Annotated in this window: 16 protein-coding genes and 1 pseudogene; 10 read left to right on the top strand and 7 right to left on the bottom strand. The window is 74.0% G+C overall.

The features are described 5' to 3' along the window. Positions 1 to 21: 21 nt before the first annotated feature. Positions 22 to 1,383: a hypothetical protein gene (locus ACFQRF_RS14880; protein ID WP_379871672.1), complete on the bottom strand. Its 1,362-nt coding sequence runs from the start codon at positions 1,381 to 1,383 to the stop codon at positions 22 to 24. A gap of 267 nt (positions 1,384 to 1,650) precedes the next feature. On the opposite strand from ACFQRF_RS14880, the gene ACFQRF_RS14875 reads away from it, so the two are divergent. Next, a complete protein-coding gene (locus ACFQRF_RS14875) occupies positions 1,651 to 2,565 on the top strand; it encodes a glycerophosphodiester phosphodiesterase (RefSeq protein ID WP_379871671.1) in 915 nt (304 codons plus the stop codon). A gap of 86 nt (positions 2,566 to 2,651) precedes the next feature. Here ACFQRF_RS14875 and ACFQRF_RS14870 read toward each other — a convergent pair whose 3' ends face one another. Then, a complete protein-coding gene (locus tag ACFQRF_RS14870) occupies positions 2,652 to 4,262 on the bottom strand; it encodes a beta-N-acetylhexosaminidase (RefSeq protein WP_379871670.1) in 1,611 nt (536 codons plus the stop codon). Beyond that, positions 4,259 to 5,167 carry an Lrp/AsnC family transcriptional regulator gene (locus tag ACFQRF_RS14865; RefSeq protein WP_379871669.1) on the bottom strand — a complete coding sequence of 303 codons (909 nt, stop codon included), beginning with the start codon at positions 5,165 to 5,167 and terminating at the stop codon, positions 4,259 to 4,261. The genes ACFQRF_RS14870 and ACFQRF_RS14865 overlap by 4 nt, the downstream gene beginning before the upstream one ends. Before the next feature lie 271 nt (positions 5,168 to 5,438). Between ACFQRF_RS14865 and ACFQRF_RS14860 the strand changes: the two genes are divergently transcribed. From ACFQRF_RS14860 to ACFQRF_RS14840, 5 genes are all read left to right on the top strand, one after another. Then, positions 5,439 to 6,407 (top strand): NAD(P)-dependent oxidoreductase, encoded by a 969-nt coding sequence (locus ACFQRF_RS14860; protein ID WP_379871668.1) that lies wholly within the window; start codon positions 5,439 to 5,441, stop codon positions 6,405 to 6,407. A 46-nt stretch (positions 6,408 to 6,453) separates the two neighbouring features. After that, the gene (locus ACFQRF_RS14855; RefSeq protein WP_379871667.1) at positions 6,454 to 7,935 is read left to right on the top strand and encodes a fused MFS/spermidine synthase; all 1,482 of its coding nucleotides are present in this window, start codon (positions 6,454 to 6,456) and stop codon (positions 7,933 to 7,935) included. 563 nt (positions 7,936 to 8,498) lie between these two features. Next, positions 8,499 to 9,422 carry a DMT family transporter gene (locus ACFQRF_RS14850; protein ID WP_379871666.1) on the top strand — a complete coding sequence of 308 codons (924 nt, stop codon included), beginning with the start codon at positions 8,499 to 8,501 and terminating at the stop codon, positions 9,420 to 9,422. After that, positions 9,419 to 10,726: a glycosyltransferase gene (locus tag ACFQRF_RS14845; protein WP_379871665.1), complete on the top strand. Its 1,308-nt coding sequence runs from the start codon at positions 9,419 to 9,421 to the stop codon at positions 10,724 to 10,726. Before ACFQRF_RS14850 ends, ACFQRF_RS14845 begins: the two co-directional genes overlap by 4 nt. Before the next feature lie 208 nt (positions 10,727 to 10,934). Further along, positions 10,935 to 11,273 carry a hypothetical protein gene (locus ACFQRF_RS14840; protein ID WP_379871664.1) on the top strand — a complete coding sequence of 113 codons (339 nt, stop codon included), beginning with the start codon at positions 10,935 to 10,937 and terminating at the stop codon, positions 11,271 to 11,273. 125 nt (positions 11,274 to 11,398) lie between these two features. Here the strand turns inward: ACFQRF_RS14840 and ACFQRF_RS14835 are convergent, their stop codons facing one another. After that, positions 11,399 to 12,367, bottom strand: a complete 969-nt coding sequence (locus tag ACFQRF_RS14835) for a LysR family transcriptional regulator (protein ID WP_379871663.1) — start codon at positions 12,365 to 12,367, stop codon at positions 11,399 to 11,401. A gap of 138 nt (positions 12,368 to 12,505) precedes the next feature. Between ACFQRF_RS14835 and ACFQRF_RS14830 the strand changes: the two genes are divergently transcribed. Then, on the top strand, positions 12,506 to 13,792 hold the full coding sequence (locus ACFQRF_RS14830; protein WP_379871662.1) for a pyridoxal phosphate-dependent aminotransferase: 1,287 nt from the start codon (positions 12,506 to 12,508) through the stop codon (positions 13,790 to 13,792). Here the strand turns inward: ACFQRF_RS14830 and ACFQRF_RS14825 are convergent. Both ACFQRF_RS14825 and ACFQRF_RS14820 read right to left on the bottom strand, forming a co-directional pair. Beyond that, positions 13,752 to 14,957 (bottom strand): glycosyltransferase family 4 protein, encoded by a 1,206-nt coding sequence (locus ACFQRF_RS14825; protein WP_379871661.1) that lies wholly within the window; start codon positions 14,955 to 14,957, stop codon positions 13,752 to 13,754. The two genes, ACFQRF_RS14830 and ACFQRF_RS14825, sit on opposite strands and share 41 nt — an antisense overlap. 234 nt (positions 14,958 to 15,191) lie before the next feature. Continuing rightward, a pseudogene (locus ACFQRF_RS14820) lies at positions 15,192 to 15,304 on the bottom strand (IS481 family transposase); the annotation flags it as partial. 1,028 nt (positions 15,305 to 16,332) lie between these two features. On the opposite strand from ACFQRF_RS14820, the gene ACFQRF_RS14815 reads away from it, so the two are divergent. From ACFQRF_RS14815 to ACFQRF_RS14805, 3 genes are all read left to right on the top strand, one after another. Beyond that, positions 16,333 to 17,892: an OFA family MFS transporter gene (locus tag ACFQRF_RS14815; protein WP_379871660.1), complete on the top strand. Its 1,560-nt coding sequence runs from the start codon at positions 16,333 to 16,335 to the stop codon at positions 17,890 to 17,892. Between the two features lie 39 nt (positions 17,893 to 17,931). Further along, positions 17,932 to 18,183, top strand: a complete 252-nt coding sequence (locus ACFQRF_RS14810) for a DUF6457 domain-containing protein (protein ID WP_379871659.1) — start codon at positions 17,932 to 17,934, stop codon at positions 18,181 to 18,183. Positions 18,184 to 18,390: 207 nt separating this feature from the next. Further along, positions 18,391 to 19,821, top strand: a complete 1,431-nt coding sequence (locus ACFQRF_RS14805) for an alanine/glycine:cation symporter family protein (protein ID WP_379871658.1) — start codon at positions 18,391 to 18,393, stop codon at positions 19,819 to 19,821. A 136-nt stretch (positions 19,822 to 19,957) separates the two neighbouring features. Here the strand turns inward: ACFQRF_RS14805 and ACFQRF_RS14800 are convergent, their stop codons facing one another. Beyond that, a complete protein-coding gene (locus ACFQRF_RS14800) occupies positions 19,958 to 20,392 on the bottom strand; it encodes a hypothetical protein (RefSeq protein ID WP_379871657.1) in 435 nt (144 codons plus the stop codon). Between the last annotated feature and the right edge of the window lie 68 nt (positions 20,393 to 20,460).

Below are 20,460 nucleotides of genomic sequence, written 5' to 3'. Positions count from 1 at the left end.
CGGAGCCCCGTGGTCGGCCGGTCAGCCCCAGGGGAGCAGCCCCGGGAGGCGCCGCTGTCCGCCGTTCGGCGTCGCGGCGGGGTCCGCCGTCGCGCCGGAGGTCGTCTCCCGGCCGACTCGTACCATGCCGAGCACCTGCTCCACCACCGGCGCGGGCGTCAGCGTGACGACCAGGTCCTCGACCTGCTCGGCCGGAACGCCCAGCTGACCGGCGCACAGCGCGACCGCGTCCGTGCGGGATGCCGTGGCCGGATGCCGCGCGGGCTCGGCGGCCGGGGCGGGTCCGGCGGGGGCGGCCGCGGCCGCGGGCGCCGGTTCGCCGGCGACGTCGACCGCCCCGGTGCCGCCGGGCGCGGTGATGTGCGCGACCAGGCAGCGCCGCACCGCGTCGCGGTCGTCGGCCGTCGCGGTGCCGGCGGGTGCGCTCGGCGTCCGCGCCGCCGCGCTTCGTGCGGCGGCGGGCTGCTCTGCGGTCGCCGGGGCGTCCGGGTCGGGTCGCGGCGTCGCCAGCGGGTCCGGTGGCGTCTGCGCCGGCTGCTCGGCGGGCGCCTGGCCGTCCTGCCCGCTCTGAGTCGCGGCGGGCTCGGAGGCGGCCGGCGTCGGCCGCACCGGCTCCGCCGGTGCCGGTTCGGCGCCGTCGGCGGGCGCCACCGATTCCGCCGCCGATTCCGGCGCGGCTTCCGGTTCTGCCGTGGGAGCGGCCGGAGCCGGGTCCGCGCCGTCCTGCGGCGCGGTGGTGACGGGTGCCGGGCTCGGTGCGGCGGGTGCCGGGGTGGACGGTTTCGGTGGCGTGGCCGGCCTGGGGAGCAGGGTCAACGGCCAGATGGCCGGCAGTTCGGCTTCGCCCTGCCGTGGGCGGATCCCGGCGGCCATCGCGGTGAGCTGGTCCTGCGTCCCGTTCTCGGGACGCAGGTGCACCCCGATCGCGACGCCCGGCTCCTCGACCCAGAACAGTTCGCCGGTTGCCCGGGAAAGGTAAGCGGTGCGTCCATTGTTCTTTACCGTCTCCAGTGTCGCGGTGTCCAGATGCGGGAACTCGGCGGTGCGCAGGTCGTCCAGGTCGGCCAGCCGGGCATGCCGGAGCACCGCGACCTTGCCGGCGACCTCCCCGGCGCCCGCCACCCACGAGACCTGCGAGACACGGTTGCCGCCGAGGTCGGTGCTGGACCGCGCGGAGATCCCGAGTCCGTCCAGGCCCGGCGGCAGGTAGCCGACCTCGAAACCGTCCAGCATGTAGGACGCGAACAACCGGGTCGGCTGCCCGATCTCCGGGCGCCCGGACCGGTCCTCCGCGGCCAGTGCGGCCGGTGCGCCGAACGCCGCCGCCCCGGCCACCGACGCCGCCCCGGCCAGCGCGATCCACCCTGTGTACCGCTTGCGCATGTGAGACCTCTCGTGCGACGAATGACTACATAGAGTGTTCTTAGCCGGACGGAGGGCGACGATACATGCCATCGCAGCCAAGAAACACACAGTAAGTCACCAAAAGCGCACAATGTGTGGCTCGTCGTGCCGGTGCGCGCGCCGTCCTCCCCTTCGCGGGCGGAGTTCGCCGCGGCGGCAGCGACGCATCGCCCGCTCGACACCTCGCGGTAACCGAGCGAGCAGAACCTGGGACGGTCAGTGAGGCTGACCTTTGATGGGAGTGCCATGTTGAAACGGCTGGGGTTCGTCGTGGCGACGCTCGCCTTCACCCTCGTGGCGGGCGGTGGGCCGGTCACGGCCGCACCCGCCTCCGCCACTGACCGGGACGCCGTGCGATCCGCCGGTGCCCACTCCGCTGTCACCGCGGTCGCCCACCGCGGGGCCTCCGCCTACGCCCCCGAGAACACGCTCGCCGCCATCGAGGAGGCGGCCGACCGCGGCGCCCGGACCGTCGAGGTCGACGTGCAGCGCACCAAGGACGGGCATCTGGTGCTGATGCACGACACCACACTGACCCGCACCACCAACGTCGCGTCCGTCTACCCCGGCCGCGCGTCCTACCGGGTCGACGACTTCACGCTGGCGGAGATCCGCCGGCTGGACGCCGGCTCCTGGTTCGACCCGGAGTTCCGGGGCGAGCGCGTGCCCACCCTCCAGGAGGGACTCGACACCCTGCGGGCGAACCGGCTCAACCTGATGCTGGAGCTGAAGTCCCCCGAGCTCTACCCCGGCATCGAGCAGCAGGTCGCCGACACCTTCAAGCGCAACCCGCGCTGGCTGGTCCCGGCCGCGCCCGGCCGTGACCCCCGGCTCATCATCCAGAGCTTCAACTGGGAGTCGGCCCGCACCTCACACGACCTCCTCCCGGACGTCCCGCACGGGCTGCTCGGCGTGGTGCCCCGCGACGAGATCGCCGGGTACGCCGAGTGGGCCGACCAGATCAATCCGAGCCACACCCGGATCGACGCGAGCTACGTCGAGGCGGTGCACGACGCGGGCATGGAGACCTTCGTCTACACCGTGAACGAGCAGGCCGCCATGCGCGCGGCCCTCGACAAGGGGGTCGACGGCATCATCTCCGACTACCCCGACGTCCTGCTCAAGGTCATCGCCGAGCACACCGCGCGCAGCGCCGCGTGACCTCTGCGCCGGACGCGGCGCCCCGGCGTGATCGCCGGGGCGCCGCGGCGTTTCCCGGTCCGTGCCGTACCGCGCCCGCGCGGGTGTCAGGACCGGGGTCGCCCGGGAACGCCCGGGCGGCGCTGCCAGGGCCGCGGCCCGTCCATGGGCCGGTACTCCACCCCGAGCGCGTCCAGCCGCGTCAGATGGGCGTCCAGCCGCGGCCGGAACCGGGCGTAGTCGCGTTCCCCGTGCGACCACGCCACCTCGGCGAACGCCGACAGCCGGGGGAAGACCATGTAGTCGACCGTGCGCGGCGAGTCCATGTGCTCGGTCCACACGTTCACCTGGGCGCCGAGCACGTGCGCGGCCTCGTGGGCGGCCAGCTCGGCCGGGACGGGTTCGGCGGCGTAGACGTCGGCCACGGTCAGCAGGGTGCCGACCGGGATCGGCTCCTCGTCCGACTCCGACTGCCGGTAGTCGAGGTAGGAGGTGGCGGTCGGGCACATGACGACGTCGTGCCCGGCGCGGGCCGCGGCCACGCCGCCGCTGGTGTCCTGCCAGGAGAGCACGGTCGCGCCCGGAGCCAGCCCGCCCTGCAGGATCTCGTCCCAGCCGAGCAGCCGACGGCCGCGCGCGGTGAGGTGCGCGTCGAGCTGCCGGACGAACCAGCTCTGCAGCTCCTCCTCGTCGGCCAGCCCCTCCTCGCGCATCCGGCGCCGCGCGGCCGGGCTGGCGCGCCACTGGGTCTTGGGGCACTCGTCGCCGCCCACGCAGACGTACTCACCGGGGAACAGCTCGATGACCTCGTCGAAGACGTCGCGGTAGAAGTCCAGCGTGGCGTCGTCGACGTTCAGGACGTGCTCGATGATGCCCCACTCGCGGCCGACCTCCAGCTCGCCGCTCTCGCCGAGCCAGGGGTAGGCGGCGATGGCCGCCTGGGAGTGGCCGGGCACGTCGATCTCGGGGACGACGGTGATGTGCCGGGCCGCCGCGTAGGCCACGATCTCCCGGATGTCGTCCTGGGTGTAGTACCCGCCGTGCGGGCGGCCGTCGAAGGTCGCCGCCGCTCCCGCGCCGACCTGGCTCTCCCGCCGCCACGCGCCCACCTCGGTGAGCCGGGGGTAACGCCTGATCTCCAGGCGCCACCCCTGGTCGTCGCTCAGGTGCAGGTGCAGCACGTTCAGCTTGTGCAGGGCGAGCAGGTCGATGAACCGGAGCACCTCCCGCTTGGGCAGGAAGTGCCGGGCGACGTCGAGCATGCAGCCGCGCCAGCCGAACCGCGGCCGGTCGCGGACCTCCACGCGTGGCAGCCGCCAGGCGGGCCCGGCCGACGGCGCCCGCCGGTACGCCGACGCGGGCAGCAGCTGGCGCAGGGTCTGCGCGCCGTAGAACACGCCGGCCGGGTCGTGCCCGGTGATGTGGGCGTCCCGGCCGTCCACCCGCAGCAGGTAGCCTTCGGGGCCCAGCCCGGCGGTGCCGTCGACGGCGAGGCGGATCACGGGCGGCGCGTCGCCGGGAACGGCCGCCGCGGTGTGCGGCGGCAGCGGCCAGCCGGTCGCGGCGCCGAGTTCGGCGCGCAGCCATGCGGCGGTACCGGCGGACGCCGCGTCGGCCGCGATCTCGGTCGCGGGGGTGAGCTCCGGCTCCGCACCGTCGTGGTGGGCGAGCTCCGCTGGACGGGGCAGCAGCGCGGGAGGATCCGCGGGAGCGCTCATCGTGCCACCACCGGTATCTCGTACCGCTCCTTGACCAGGTCGGTGTGCACCCACGTCTCGGTGACCCGCACCCCCGAGACCGCGCGCAGCCGTTCGAAGGTGCTGTGCAGGTCCGGCAGTGACTCGGCGGTGACGGTGCCGATCCCGTCGGCGCGGCCGAGCCCGCGGGTCAGGTGGCTGATCCGCCGCCAGGACGCGATCTCGGCGAGCGCGTCGCCGCCGCCGCGTTCCAGCCGCAGCGCGAAACCGCCGAGCCGCCCCAGGCCCAGGGCCAGCGGGTGCACCAGGGCGGTGACCCGCACGACGGCGGCCTCCATCAGCCGCAGCACGCGCCCGCGCACCGCGCCGGGGGACAGCCCGACCGCGGCCGCCATGTCGGCGAACGACGTCCGCCCGTCGTGTTCCAGCAGTTCCAGCAGCCGCGCGTCGATCCCGTCGAGTTCGATCCGCGGCGGATGCGGCGGGCCGGCGTAGGGGTCCTTGACGACGTCGGTGTAGAAGACCGCGCTCACGTCGCGGACGCCCGGCACCGTGCGGACCTCGGCGATGCTCTGGGCGAGCGTCGACGGGTCGGCGGCGCACACCTCGGCGACCAGCGGGAACCGGCCCGCCACGAGGCTGACGGTCGTCACACGGGGCAGCGCGGCGATGGCGGCCGCCACGGGGGTGGAGCGTCCGGTCACGTCGATCGCGAGGTGCGCCAGCGCGCCGATGTCGCGCGCGGCGGGGTGTGCCACCCCGACCACCCGGATGGCGTCGGTCTCCAGGAGCCGGCGCACCCGCAGCCGGGTCGCGGCCCGGGAGAGGCCGACCCGCCCGGCGAGGGTCTCGAAGGCCAGCCGGCCGTCTTTCTGCAGTTCACGAACGATCGCCGCGTCTGTGGCGTCGAGATCAAGCCCGCGCACTCATTCACCTGTTCTGGTTGGGGGATGTCGCCCAATTGTGCCCGTGGGGCGCGATCCTCCGGAAGGAGGCATTCGCGGTACGGACCCGCAATGTCACCTCTGGTGATGTGACGGAGGTCGCAATGGACCGCTCTTTACCATTGAATGCCCTGGTCGTGGCGATCCTGTGCGGCGTGTCCAAGATGGCCGGTTTCGGCCCTCTGTTGCGACGGACTACCAAAGGGTAGTTTTCAGGATTACCGACGCATCGTTGACCTTCGGGAGGTGGCTCGTGGCTGCTCCGTACGTGGTCATCACGGACACCGGGCGGCTCGACCCGGCGCCCGCCGTGGAGCTGCTGACCAGTGAGGGCTGCGCGGTGCGGGTGCTGGGCACGACGGACGCCGGGCGCATCGCCGCCGAGGCGGCCGAGGCCACCGCGCTCGTCGTCCACGACGCCGAGATCGACGCCGCGCTGCTGGACCGCCTCCCGCGCCTCCGGCTCGTCGTCACCATGGCCGCCGGCACCGGCAACATCGACCTGCCGGCCGCCGAGCGGCGCGGGCTGTGGATCGCCCGCGTTCCCCAGCAGGTGGCGGTCGACCAGGTCGCCCACCACGCGCTGGCGCTCGCGCTCGCCCAGCTGCGCCGCGCCGCGACGGCCCGGCCCGGCCTGCTGCCCGGCGGCCGCCGCCCCTGCGACCTCACCCTCGGCCTGTTCGGCTTCGACCCCGTGGCCCGGCGGCTGGCGCACCTCGCCGCCCCGCTGTTCGCCCGGGTCGTCGGAGTACCGGCCGCGGGAGCCTGGCCGGCCGGAGTCGACGTCCGCACCCCCGGCGAGGTGCTGGCGGCCGGTGACGTCGTCTCCCTGCACCTCCCCCTCACCGCCGAGACCACCGGGGTGATCGACGCCGCCGCCATCGCCGGTATGCGCGACGGCGCCGTGCTGGTGAACACCGGTAGCCACCTGCTCGCCGACCGCGCCGCGCTGCTCACGGCGCTGCACACCGGCAAGCTCGCCGGGGTCGCCACCGGCCCCATCCCGGCGATGGAACCGCACGCGCGCGAGAACTGCCCGCTGCGCAGCCACCCGGCCGTGCTCATCTCCCCGCACCGCCCGGCGCGGCCGGGCCCGCACACCGCCGACCTCCTCGTCCGCCTGGCCCGCAACATCACCAGCTGGCGGGACCGCGGCATCCCCCTCGACCCGGTGGCCCGCCCCGCCGAGGAGCCGCCGCGCGAGCTCGCGCTCAGCGGCTGAGCGGCCGGACACCGCCTCCCACGGCGCCCCGCTACGCTCGGGAACCGTGAACCGGATCCTCGCGACGGTCCTCGTCGTCCTCTCCTCCGCCGTCGTCCTCGTCCTGGAGGTCACGGTCACCCGGCTGGCCGCCCCCTACGCCGGTGACACCCTGGAGACCTACACCGCGGCCATCGGGGTCGCCCTCGCGGCGATCGCCCTCGGCAGCAAGCTCGGCGGCGACGCGGCGGACCGCCGCCCGCCCGCCCGGCTGCTGGGGCCGCTCCTGATCTTCGGGGGCGGGCTCACCATGCTCGCCCGGCCGATCGTGCTCGCCATCGGCCCGCCCCTCACCGGAGCGGGCCCGATCACCGCGCTGCTGCTCGTCACCTCCAGCATCGCCGCGCCGGCGGCCCTGCTCTCGGCGGTCACCCCGGTGGTCGTCAAGACCCAGCTGGCCGACCTGGAGCGGACCGGCAGCACGGTGGGGCGGATCAGCGCCTGGGGCACGGTGGGCGCGCTCGCCGGGACGTTCCTGACCGGCTACGTCCTCATCGCCGCGCTGCCGGTGTCGGCGGTGCTCCTGGCCACCGGCGGCGCGCTCGTCCTGGTGGGGGCCGTCCTGCTGCTCCGCGACGGCCTGCCGCGCGGCCTGCGCGCCGGGTCCGCCATGGCGGCGGTGCCCGTACTCGGCGCTGGGCTGCTGGTCGCCACCCCGTCGCCGTGCGACGCCGAGACCGCCTACTACTGCGCCCGTGTCACGGCCGACCCCGAACGCCCCACCGGGCGGGTGCTGTACCTGGACGACCTGCGCCACGGCTACGTCGACACGGCGGACCCCGCCCACCTGGAGTTCGCCTACACCCAGTGGTTCGCCGCCGCCGTCGACAGCTACCCCCACACCGCCGGGGACCGCCCGCTGACCGCCCTGCACGTCGGAGGAGGGGCGTTCACCATGCCCCGCTGGCTGGCCGCGACCCGTCCCGGATCCACCAGCGAGGTGCTGGAGGTCGACCCGGCCGTCACCGAGCTGGCCCGCGAGGAGCTGGGGCTGCGCACCGGTCCCGAGCTCGTGGTGCGCGAGGGCGACGCCCGCATCGGCATCACCGAGGCGGCCACCGACGGCTTCGACGTCATCGTCGGCGACGCGTTCGGTGGTCTCAGCGTCCCCTGGCACCTGGCCACCGCGGAGTTCACCGCCGAGGTCGACCGCGCGCTGCGGGCGGACGGCCTCTACGTCGTCAACGTCATCGACCGCGGCCCCCGTGACTTCCTCGCCGCGGAGGTGGCCACCATCGCCACCGTGTTCGAGCACGTGGCGCTGGTCGCCGACCGGGGCGGGCTCGACGGCGAGACGGGCGGCAACCACGTGATCGCCGCCGCGCACCGCCCCATCGACCCGGCCGCGCTGGACGCCGCGGTCGCCGGTCTCGGCCACCCCGGCGAGGTCGCCGGCCCCGATCGCCTCACGGCCTGGGCCGAGCGCGGTCAGGTCCTCACCGACGACCACGCGCCGGTCGACCAGCTGCTCACCCCCTACCTTTCCTGACCCGGCCCCCGGCCGCCCTGCCCGCCGCGCCCCGGACCGCCCCCGGACGCGTCCCCGAGACGCCGCCCGGGGGTTTCCCGGATCGGTCCCGGGCTTCTCCCGCCTGGCCGTTGACCTCGGCCGACCCCCGGCGGTTCAGTGGCGGTGGACGCCCACCCGCGGCCGCCGCGACCCGGAGCCGGTGTGCGGAGGACCACCTCCGACGTCACCAATTTTTGCCGAAACCTTTCCCTGCAGGCTCCATCCCGTGGCCCGCGCGACAGGCGGCCGGGCTATCTACGGTGAAGAGCCATGGCGATCGCCGGCGGAGGGGGAGAACGGGTGCGGTCAGGCGTACGGGCACGGGCGGCGGACCGGCCGGCCGGGGCGCCGGCACCAGGACCCGATGGTGGGGCCGGCACTACCCGAGTTCGGGTACTGCCTGTATCCCCCGTTTACCCCCTCACTCCGTACGGTGCTGAGAGTGGCGGCGCCCGATCCGGTGCCGCACCGACCGGAAGGAGGATCGCCGTGCGCGACGACGGGCACCGGAAGCCGCCCCGACCCGCCGGAACGGGGTCGCCATGCTGATCTGGTCGGTACTGCTGGCGGTCACCGGCGCCTTCTGCCTGGCCCTCGGTTCGGCGCTGCAGGAGCGCGACGCGGTCCGTGCCCCCGGGCACCGCATCGCGCGGGCCGGGTTCCTGCTGCACCTGCTGCGGCGGCCGCGCTGGCTCCTCGGCACGCTCGCCGCGGCCACCGGTGTCGCGCTGCACCTCGTGGCGCTCAGCGGCGCGCCGCTCACCATCATCCAGCCGATCGGCGTCACCGGTCTGCTGTTCGCCATCGTGCTGTCGGCGGTGTTCAACCGGCGCCGCGTCCGGGCCGGGGAAGTGGCCGCCGGTGCGGCGGTCATGGCCGGGCTCACCGGGGTGCTGCTGCTGTTCCCGCACTCCTCCGCGGCGCCGGTCATGCCGACGGGCACCGCGGTGCTGCTGGTCGCCGCCGTCGTGGTGCTCGGCGCGGCAGGGTACGCGGCGGCGCACTGGATCCCGGCCGGCACCCGCGCCGTGCTGCTCGCGGCCCTCGGGGGCGTCGCGCTCGGCACGACGTCGGCGTTGGCCCGGGTCGTCGCCGCGGCCACGGCGAGCGACGTCACCGCGGTGTTCAGCTGGCTGACGGTCCTGGCCGTCGCGGTGGCGGTGTTCGGCGGCCTGCTCCAGCAGAACGCCTACCGGACGGGGCACTTCGCCGCGGCCTACGCGACGCTGCTGGTGGTCGACCCCGTCACCGGGGCCGCCATCGGCACGCTGCTGCTCGGAGAGGGCGTCCCGGCCACACCGGCGGACCGGTTGCTGGCCGCCGGCTCGGCCGTCCTGGCCATCGCCGGCACCGCCGTGCTGGCCCGGGCGAAGAACCGCAACCCCGAGGCGATCCGGCGGCCGCCGGAAAACCCTACTAGGCCCGGATCCGATCTGGTCCACACGAATTCAGGAGAAGTCTCATGACGGCCACCCAGCGTTCCCGCAGCCCTCTCGGCCAGGCGAGTCGCGCGGACGACTCGCCGCGCCGGATCCTGATCGGGACGGACACCTACCCGCCGGACGTCAACGGGTGCGGCTACTTCACCCACCGGCTGGCCACGGGCCTGGCGGCCCGCGGCAACGACGTGCACGTGGTGTGCGTCTCGGCCGACGGGCCACCGCGCATCGAGTACCGCGACGGTGTCACCCTGCACCGGCTGCGCTCGGCATCGGTCCTGGTCCATCCGTCGATGCGCGTCGCGGTCCCCCTGGGCGTCACCGGGCACGTCGCCCGGCTGATCGACCGGCTCGCCCCGCACGTCGTGCACGCGCAGAGCCACTTCACCATCAGCCGCGCGGCCATCCGGTGCGCGAAGCGCTCGGGGACCCCCGTGGTGCTGACCAACCACTTCATGCCCGACAACCTCTTCGCGCACGCCTACGTCCCCGAGCGGCTGCACCGCGTGGTCGGCTCGGCCGCCTGGCGTGACATGGTCGCGGTGGCCCACGAGGCCGACTACGTCACCACCCCCACCGCGCGGGCCGCCGAACTGCTCGCGGGCAAGGGCTACACCCGGCCGATCGAGGCGGTCTCCTGCGGTATCGACCTGCAGCGTTTCCACCCGCGGCCCGCCGAGCGCCGCACGGCGCGGGCCCACTTCGGGCTGCCGGACCGGCCGACCATGCTGTTCGTCGGCCGGCTGGACGTGGAGAAGCGCATCGACGAGCTGATCCGTGCGCTGCCGCGGGTGCTCAACCGGCAGGACGTCCAGCTCGCGCTGGCCGGCACGGGACAGCGTGAGGGCGAGCTGCGTCGGCTCGCCGACGACCTCGGCGTGGCCGACCGCGTGCACTTCCTGGGGTTCGTCCCGGATTCCGACCTGCCGCTGACGTACGTGGCGGCCGACCTTTTCGCCATCGGCAGCGTCGCCGAGCTGCAGAGCATCGCGACCCTGGAGGCGATGTCCACCGGGCTGCCGGTGGTGGCCGCCGACGCGCTCGCGCTCCCGCACCTGGTGCGCCCGGAGCGCAACGGCTACCTGTACCCGCCCGGCGACATCTCCGTGCTGACCGAGCGGATCGTCGCGGTGCTGGAGTCGGCGGAGCGCCGCGCGGCGATGGGGACGGCCAGCCGGGAGATCGCGGCGCAGCACGACCACGAGCGCTCGCTGGACCGGTTCGAGGAGATCTACGCCGAGGTGCGGCCGGGCCGCTCGGGTTCGCCGGCCCGGCGCCGGACGGTCGTCGGCCTGCCGCAGGCGCGCGTGCGCACCGTGAAGGCTGCGTAGCCGGCGGCCGGGGCCCGGCACGAGGGCGCGCATGGCCGCGCGGTGCCGTGCCGTTCGCGAGGGGGCCGGGAGCCGTTCGGTGTGTCCGTCCGAACGGTGCCCGCGACATGCCGTTCTCGTCCGGCCTCACAATTCGGTCATCTGGCACTTTCCGCACTTTTTGCGCCGACCTTCGGTGGGGCGGCGGGGCCTGGGATAAACACACGGTGTGTGGTTCGTAGCGGGAATCCGGCTGGGCGCGGGGACTGTCGTGGACGTCCTGGCCGCGCGGATCCGGCACGCCGAGCACGCGGCGCGGACCTCCGAGGACGCCATGCTGGAGTTCGAACGCGACCACACCCGTCTCCAGGACGAGGTGCACCGGCTGGAGGCCGAGCTCGCCGAGTTGCGGGTCCGCCGAATCGAGGCGTACACCCGCTGGTGGAACGCGCGTGACGACCGCGACCGGCAGCGGCACGTCGCCCGCCGGCTGCGGCGCCGGCTCGAACGCGTCCAGCGGCGCGGCCGGGTGTTCGACGGCCGCGCCGAGGGATGCGAGGGGTGTTAGGGCCGTCAGGGTGGGCGGTGCCGGATGCCCGGCCCCGCGGCCTCAGGGGGACGCCCGGCGCGGCACGCGGCTCCGGGCCCCCGTCCGCCGGGCGGCTCCGCCGTGGCGGCCACGGACCGCGCCGGTCACGCCGCCCCGCGCGGCTCGGGCGGCAAGGGCCGCTCACCGAGCACCGAGTCCAGCGTCCGCTGCACGTCGCGGGCGGCCGCGTAGCACGCCTCCAGCGTGACCCGGATCGCCGGCCGCTGCACGCTGGTGGCCCGCACCACCGCGTAGACGTCGCGGATCGGCGCGTCATGCGGCAGCCGGCGGTAGGCCAGGCCCCCCGGACCCGACAGCACCGCGAGCGAGGGCACCACGGCGATGCCCACGCCCCGGGCCACCAGGTTGAGGATCGTGCCCGGCCCCTCGAACTCCCAGGCGGCGGCCGGCGCGCCTCCGACATCGGCCAGCAGCCGGTCCGTGGCGGTCCGCGACGGTTCACCGTGCGGGGCCGCCAGCCATGACTCGTCCCGCAGCCGGCGCAGCTCCACCGGCCGCTCCGGATCGGCCAGCGGATGCTCGGCCGGGACCGCCAGCACCATCGGTTCGTGCAGCAGGGGATAGAACCGCAGCTTGCCGGTGGTGGTCGCCGGTCGGTGGCCGGACCAGTCGTCCACCAGCGCCATGTCCACCTCGCCCGCGGCGACCTGCCGGCGGCCGCCGTGCGCCGCGCTCTGCCGGAGCACCAGCTGCATGCCCGCGTGCTCACGCAGGCTCTGGGCCAGCGCGGGCGCGAACGCGACCGCGGCCGTGGGAAAGGCGGTGACCGTGACCCGGCCCATGGCGACCCCGGTCTGCGCCGCCATCACCGACTCGGCGGCCTCCACCATGGCCAGGATCTGCTCGGCGTGGGCGGCGAGGAGCCGTCCGGCGTCGGTCAGCTCGGCGCTGCGCGCGGTGCGGTCCAGCAGCTGGGTGCCGACCTCCCGCTCCAGTGTCGCCAGCTGCTGGGAGACGGCGGAGGGCGTGTACCCCAAGGCGGCGGCGGTCGCCGCGATCGTGCCGCGGTGGGCGAACTCACTCAGCAGTTGCAGGCGGCGGATGTCGAGCATAAGAAAAGTTTAAGCTGGCCATCGAAAAGGGCCGCTTGTGCTGATGGCCGCAAATGGGCAGGGTTGATGACGGGCCGGTCGTGCGCAGCGCGCTGACCGGCCGGAACGTCCACCGGAGCATGCGGAGCTGATCTCTCCATGTCTGTCACCGTGTCCGCCACACTCGCCGTCAACGAGGCCCTGAGCGAGCGGCGGCGTCAGGGGCTGCCGGTCCTGCCGATGGGATTCGGCGAGGCCGGGCTGCCCGTCCACCCCGCCCTGCGGGCCGCTCTCGCGGCGGGAGGTGACAGGAACGCCTACGGGCCGGTCGCCGGTTCCCCGGACCTGCGCGCGGCGGCGGCCGGGTACTGGGACCGCCGGGGCCTGCCCACGGACCCCGAACTCGTGGTCGCCGGCCCGGGCAGCAAGCCGCTGCTGTACGGCCTGCTGCTGAGCATCGGCGGCGACGTCGCGGTCCCGGCGCCGAGCTGGGTGAGCTACGCGGCGCAGGCGCAGCTCGCCGGGCACCGCCCGCTGCCGGTGCCCACCCTGCCCGGCCAGGGTGGCGTCCCCGACCCCGACCTGCTGCGTATCGCCGTGACCGAGGCCCGTGCCGCCGGCCGCGACGTGCGCGCGGTGATCGTCACCACGCCCGACAACCCCACCGGGACCGTCGCGGCGCGCGGCACGACGGAGCGCCTGGCGCGGACCGCCCGCGAACTCGACCTGGTGGTGATCTCCGACGAGATCTACCGCGACCTCGTCCACGACCCCGCCACGACCGTGCCCAGCGTGGCCGAGGCCGCGCCCGAGCGGACCGTGATCACCAGTGGCCTGAGCAAGAGCCTGGCGCTGGGCGGCTGGCGGATCGGCGTCGCCCGGCTGCCGGACAGCGCGCCCGGCCACCGGCTGCGCGCCGACCTGCTCGGGGTGGCCAGCGAGATCTGGTCCAGCCCGGCGGCGCCCGTCCAGCAGGCCGCCGCCTACGCCTTCACCGAACCGGCCGAGATCACCGACCATGTCCGCCGCAGCGCCCGTCTGCACGGCATCGTGGTCCGCGAGGTCGCCCGGCGGTTCACCGATGCCGGCGCCCTGGTGGCGGCCCCGAGCGCGGCGTTCTACCTCTACCCCGACCTGGAGGGCGCGCGGGCGCGGCTGGCCGCCGACCACGGGGTGACCACCGGCCCAGGACTGGCCCGGCTGCTGCTCGACCGGTACGGGGTCGGCACGCTGGCCGCCGCGGAGTTCGGCGAGAGCCCGCACGCGCTGCGGCTGCGGGTGGCCACCAGCCTGCTCTACGGCGACACCGAGGCGGAGCGCTTCGAGGCGCTCGCCGCCGGTGACCCGGTCGCGCTGCCGTGGATCCGGGCGCACCTGGACCGGCTGGACGAGGTCCTCGCCGAGGTCACGCGGCCGGCGGCGGCACCGGTCGCCGCTCCGCACTGACCGGCACCCCGGCCGGTGCCGTCGGCCCGGCCGCGATCACCGCCCGGTAGTGGCCGAGCAGCAGGTCGTTGACCGACTCCCACGTCCGGGCCCGCACGCTGGGGCGCGCGGCGTCGGCGAGGCGGCGGCGCAGCTCGGGGGCGGCGGCCAGTCGCTCCACGGCCGCGCGGGGGCCGTCCGGCTCCTCGGCCGGGAACAGCAGGCCGTTGCGTCCGGGTTCGACCAGGTCGAGCGGCCCGCCTGCGGCCGGCGCCACCACCGGGACCCCGGAGGCCAGGGCTTCCTGGATCGCCTGGCAGAACGTCTCGTCGGCGCCGGTGTGCACGAAGAGGTCCAGGCAGGCGTAGGCGCGGGAGAGCTCCGCGCCGGAGAGCAGGCCGAGGAACTCCGCCCCGGGCAGCGCCCGCTCCAGCCGGGCGCGCTCGGGGCCGTCGCCGACGACCACCAGCCGCACGCCGGGCAGGTCGGCGACCCGGGTGAGCAGATCTACCCGCTTCTCCTTGGACAGCCGGCCGACGTAGCCGACGATGAGTTCCCCGTTCGGGGCCAGCCGCCGGCGCAGCGCGTCGTCGCGGTGCCGGGGATGGAAGCGCTCGGTGTCCACGCCGCGCGGCCACAGGCCGAGCCGGGGGAAGCCGCGCTCGGCCAGGTCCCGCAGCGTGGCGGAGGAGGGGGCGAGCGTCCGGTCCACCGCGGCGTGCAGCCGGTGCAGGTAGGACCAGATGAGGTCCGTGCGCGGGATGCCGTGCCGCCGGGCGAACCCGGCCAGGTCGGTCTGGAAGGCCGCGACGGTCGGCCACGCCCACCGTTGGGCGGCGACCAGTGCCGCATGCCCGAGCAGCGCGGGTGACGCCAGGTGCACGACGTCGGGGGCGAACCCGCGCAGCAGGATCGAGACCAGCCGGGGCGACGGGATGGCGAGCGGAAAGGTGCGGTAGCCGGGCAGCGGGACGCTCGGCAGCCGCAGCACCGGGAAGCCGGCGTAGCCGGTGGGGCCGGCACCCGGCGCGATGATCACGGCACGGTGGCCGCGCTCGGCCAGGTGCTCGGCTACACGGCAGACCGAGTTGCTGACACCGTTGAGCTGGGGAAGGAACGACTCCGCCACCAGGGCGACACGCAGCGGCGGCGTGGAAGGGGGAAGGGGGGCGGGGGCGGCTGGCATGGGACTCCTCCGGCAGCCGGGGTACGACCGGGCGGGCCACCCGGTCCGACGAACGCGCCGCCACCGACGCTAAGCGGGGGACGTTAATGCGGCCGGGGGGCACGGTGAACGACGGGCACCGAGCACTCGATCGGGCGGCGACGGCGACACGCGGCGTTCGCTCCGGCCATCCTCCGATGTCTCCTCCGGGACCGTCAGGACGGCGATCCTGCTCGGGAACGCGCTCGCCGGTGGCGCTCCGCCAAGCGTCTTGTGGCCGCCGCCGTGGGGATGTCGCCGAGTTTCTTGACGTCGACGTGCACGAAGTCGTCCGGCGCGGCGCGTTCGTAGCGGCGGATCACCCGGCCCGGAACCGCTCAGCGGCGCGTGCCGGTGTCCAGCCGTCCTCGACCGCGCAGCGGGCGAGGGCGAGGCTGCCGGTGCGGGTGAGGCGGGCGTTGGGGTGGGCACGGAGGACCTTCGGGGTTCGGGGGGACGTCAGAGATCCACACGGGTACCGGAGGCCCTCTTGTGTTGTTCAGCCGGGGGCGGCGTTACCGACCTCAGTGGTCAGTACATGTGGTCCCGGCGTTCGTGCGGTTCGGCGTGGAACGGGGCGGGCGGGGGCCCGGCCGTCCGCGCGGACGCGGTCGGCGAGCCGGTCGGCAGGCGTGGCGATGAGCGCGGTGCCGCGGCGTTGCTGAAGGTGGAGGCGATCCGCCGGTCCGCCGAGCCGGACACTCTTGCCGCCCAGTGACCCCCTCCGGCCTGATGCGCCGTGCCCGCCGCCGTGGCGCGGCAGGCGCATCTGGCCTGCTCGAACGAAACCGGATCGTTGACGTTGCCCGCCGTGACCGGCACCGCCATCGGCGGCCCACGCCCCGCCACCCCCGGCGGCGCCTTGGCGGTCGGCCCGCCCTGTGACGGCCCGTCCCTTCCTGTCCTGCTCGCCGGGTCCGTTGATCGATCCGGCCGATCACCCCGCCGTGGGGATCGTCGAGACGCCGGTCTGTGCCGAACCGTACGCGTTCACGGAGGTCACGGCTCCGCCCAACGGAGCCGAAGAGGGGCGTGATCGTACGTGGTGCTCTTCCGGCCGGGGACACCGAGCGCGCGCCGCACGCCCCGACGGCTGCCGTGCGGGGCCGCGTCCGCCCGGGGCGACGGTGGCGAACGTACCGGGCGGAAGCCGGGATCGCGGTGCCGTGCCTGGCCGGGCGCCCAGAACGCGCCACCGCCCCCGGGCCCCGTCGGCGCAGGCCGTGGATCGCCGGCGGAGTGATCGCCGCGGACCCGGGAAGCGGGGAACCCGTCGAACCGGGCGAACCGTGATTATCCGAATAACGTCTTGAAAACGGACATTGACCGGGTGGGATCGTGTGACGAGGGTGGCTCTGTGTCCCTCTTCACAGCACTGGATCGGCAACGCACGGTCGCCCCCGCGGGGTACAGCCGGTGGCTCATCCCACCGGCCGCCCTCGCGGTGCACCTGTCCATCGGGCAGGTGTACGCGACCAGCGTGTACAAGAACTCCCTGGTGGCCCACTTCGGCACCGGCCAGACCGCGATCGGCGTGATCTTCAGCATCGCCATCGTCATGCTCGGGCTCTCCGCCGCGGTCGGCGGTACCTGGGTCGAGCGGAACGGCCCCCGCAAGGCGATGTTCGTCTCGGCGGTCTGCTGGTGCACCGGCTTCCTCGTCGCCGCGCTCGGCATCGCCGCCGGGCAGCTGTGGCTGGTGTACCTCGGCTACGGCGTCATCGGCGGCATCGGGCTGGGGATCGGCTACATCTCACCGGTCTCCACGCTGATCAAGTGGTTCCCGGACCGTCCCGGGCTGGCCACCGGGCTGGCGATCATGGGCTTCGGCGGCGGCGCGCTCGTCGCCTCGCCGGTGTCGAACCAGCTCATGGCCTTCTACGACCCGGGCTACGACCCCGGGACGGCCGGTTCGGTCGCCTCCGGCGGCGCGCTGGTCGGGCTGTTCGTCACCCTCGCGCTCGGCTACGGGCTGCTCATGTCCATCGGGGTGCTGCTGATCCGGGTCCCGCCACCGGGCTGGCGGCCGGCCGGGTTCGACCCGGCGCGGCAGCGCTCGGCGCCGATGATCACCACCGCGAGCGTGTCGGCGCGCAACGCCGTGCGGACCCCGCAGTTCTGGCTGCTGTGGCTCGTGCTGTTCTGCAACGTGACGGCCGGCATCGGCATCCTGGAGCAGGCCAGCCCCATGATCCAGGACTTCTTCCGGGGCAACGGCGCGGCCGCGGTCACGGCGGTGGCCGCCGGAGGGTTCGTCGGCCTGCTGTCGCTGTTCAACATGGCCGGCAGGTTCGTGTGGTCCAGCACCTCCGACCTCATCGGGCGCAAGCCGATCTACCTGATCTACCTGGGCGTCGGGGCGATCCTCTACGCCGTGCTGGCCACGGCGGGCGGGCTGTCGCCCTGGCTGTTCGTGCCGCTGGCCTGCGTGATCCTGTCGTTCTACGGCGGTGGGTTCGCCACCATTCCGGCCTACCTGCGCGACCTGTTCGGCACCTTCCAGGTGGGCGCGATCCACGGCCGGCTGCTCACGGCGTGGTCGGCGGCCGGGATCGCCGGTCCGCTCATCGTCAACGCCTTCCTCGACGCCCGGGGCGAGCCCGGCACGCTCACCCAGTCGGCCTACCAGGCGCCGCTGTTCACCATGGTCGGCCTGCTGGTGGTCGGGTTCCTGGCGAACCTGGCCGTGCGCCCGGTGGCTGAGCGGTACCACGAACCGGTCGCCGGGGCGGCCGTGCCCACGGCCGCCGGTGACGCGGCGCCCGAGCCCGTAGCCGCGGACGCTCCGGGCGCGGCGCCCGTGGCACCGGCACGCGGCCGTGTCTGGCTGGTGGTCTCCTGGGCGGTGGTGGGAGTCCTGCTGTGTTATGCGGTGTTCCGTGTGGTGCTCACGGCAACACAGTTGTTCGCGGGTTAAAGTCCTGCTGGGTGGTATAGACCCGAGAGGAGCTTTTCGGTGACTTTGACGGAATGGGCGCGCCGGGTTTGCGCCGAACTCGAATTGTCCGACCAGATCGACAAGGCGGACGTCGATCGCATCCTGGATCTCGCCAAGGACGCCGCCCACTCGGTCGCCCGGCCCGCGGCCCCCCTCACCACCTACCTGCTGGGAATCGCGGTGGGCCGCGGCGCCGACCCCGACGAGGCGGCGGCCCTGGTCAGCCGCCTGGCGCTCGCCCAGGCGGACCCCGAGCAGAGCGGCGGCTGACGCGTCCGGGCGGGTGTCTCCCGAAACAGGGGCGTACGTGGCTTGTGACACGCATGTGACGATTTCATGGCACCCTGTTCGGCGCGCCGCATAATTCCCCATGATTTCCAATTGCGGCGTTGCTTGTCGCGCTCGCTCCGCACCCACCGCACCGAGGACGGGTGCCGGCGAGGCGCCCGCCTCATCTCCTGACAAGGACTTTCCTTCGTGGCACAACTCCAATCCATCCTCGACGCGACGTCGTCGTTCGTCTGGGGCCCCTGGCTACTGATCCCACTGTTGCTGGCCACCGGCATCTTCATGACCGTCCGGCTGGGCGGCATCCAGTTCCGCACCCTCTTCCACGCCCTGTGGCTGGGGCTCTTCCGCCGCACCGAGAAGGGCGCGTCGGGCGGCGACGTCTCGCACTACCAGGCGCTGTCCACCGCCCTGGCGGCCACGGTCGGTGTCGGCAACATCGCCGGTGTGGCCACCGCCATCGGCATCGGCGGCCCGGGCGCGCTGTTCTGGATGTGGGTGACCGGCCTGCTCGGCATGGCCACCAAGTACAGCGAGGCGCTGCTCGGCGTCATGTACCGCCGCCCGGACTCCAAGGGCGAGATGAGCGGCGGACCGATGTTCTACCTCCGGCACGGGCTCGCCGAGAGCAGCGTCTTCGGCGGCCGGCTTCGCGGGCTGGGCACCGTCCTCGGCTTCGCGTTCGCCATCTTCGGGGCGATCGCGGCGTTCGGCATCGGCAACCTCGTCCAGGCCAACTCCGTCGCCGACCAGCTCAACAGCACCTGGAACGTTCCCACCTGGGCCACCGGTGTCGCGCTGGTCCTGGCGACCGCGGCCGTCGGACTCGGCGGGATCAAGTCGATCGGCCGGTTCGCCGGCGCGTTCGTCCCGGTCATGATCATCTTCTACATCATCAGCACCGTCACCGTGCTGCTGATCTTCCTGCCCGAGCTGCCCGGCGCGATCGCCCTGGTGTTCACCGACGCCTTCACCGGGACGGCGGCCACGGGCGGCTTCGTCGGCTCCGGCATCCTGATCGCGATGCAGTACGGCCTGGCCCGCGGCATCTTCTCCAACGAGTCGGGCCTGGGCACCGGCGGCATCGCGGCCTCCGCCGCCAAGACCGAGCAGCCCGTCCGGCAGGCCATGGTCTCGATGACCCAGACGTTCATCGACACGATGATCATCGTCACCCTGACCGCGCTGTGCATCATCGTGACCGGCGCCTGGTCCGAGTCCGGCGAGGAGGGCGCCCCGATGACCGCCTGGGCCCTCGACCAGGCGCTGCCCGGCGGCCTGGGCAGCTACGTCATCGCCATCGGCATCACGGTGTTCGCCTTCACCACCCTCGTCGGCTGGTGCTACTACGGCGAGCGGTGCATGGACTTCCTGTTCGGCCGCAAGGCCGTGCTGCCCTACCGCATCGTCTTCATCGTGGTCTCCTTCTTCGGTGCCACCACGACGCTGGAGCTGGTCTGGGCGTTCTCCGACATCGCCAACGGCCTGATGGCGCTGCCCAACCTGGTCGGGCTGCTGCTCCTGTCGCCCATCGTCGCGGCCGCGACCAAGAAGTACTTCGCGAACCCGAACTGGCGCGACCCGGACGCCTCGCCGCCGCCGCTGGTGGACGTGCGTTAGCAGCGAAAGCGAACAACGGACAGCGAACAACGCACACCGTCCGACGCCGCGGACCCGCCGGCCTCCCGCCGGCGGGTCCGCGCGTTTCCGGGCGGAATCCGGGCCCGGACGTGGCGGGCGACCGCCGGGGCGGCCGTCACCCCGACGCCGGGTCCTTGCGCTCCTTCCGCGCCCGTCCGGTCATGTCCGCGGTCAGACCGAGGGAACCGAAGATGAACAGGCAGACGGCGACCGGCACGCAGATCCACGCCGCCCAGCCGCCGATGTTCACGGCCCAGATGCCCAAGGCGGAGGCGGCAAGGATGATGCAGACCCCGAAGACGATCCCCACGGGATCGGGCCGCCGGTTCCGCTCCTCGGAGAGCTGCCGGACCATCTTCTCGATGTGGTCCAGCATCTCCGTCCGCGCGCTGGACTCCTCCGGCAGGCCCTGCAGGATCTCCAGGTCCGCCTTGATGTCGTCGCGGAGCGTCTTCTTGGGGCTGGGCTTGACCAGGCGCGCGAGCGCCGCGACGAGCCCGATCAGGGCGATGCCGATCGTCTCGACGGATTTGAAGTCGATGGATTCCATGGTGCGCGGCGCCACATTCTGCTGTTGTGGAGGGGACGCGCAATTCTGGACCCGCGCGAGCCGGGGAG

The organism is Marinactinospora rubrisoli, assembly GCF_042664915.1.
Taxonomy (GTDB): Bacteria; Actinomycetota; Actinomycetes; order Streptosporangiales; family Streptosporangiaceae; genus Marinitenerispora; species Marinitenerispora rubrisoli.
Note: the sequence above shows the minus strand (reverse complement) of the source record. Positions and strands in the feature narration are given on the sequence as shown.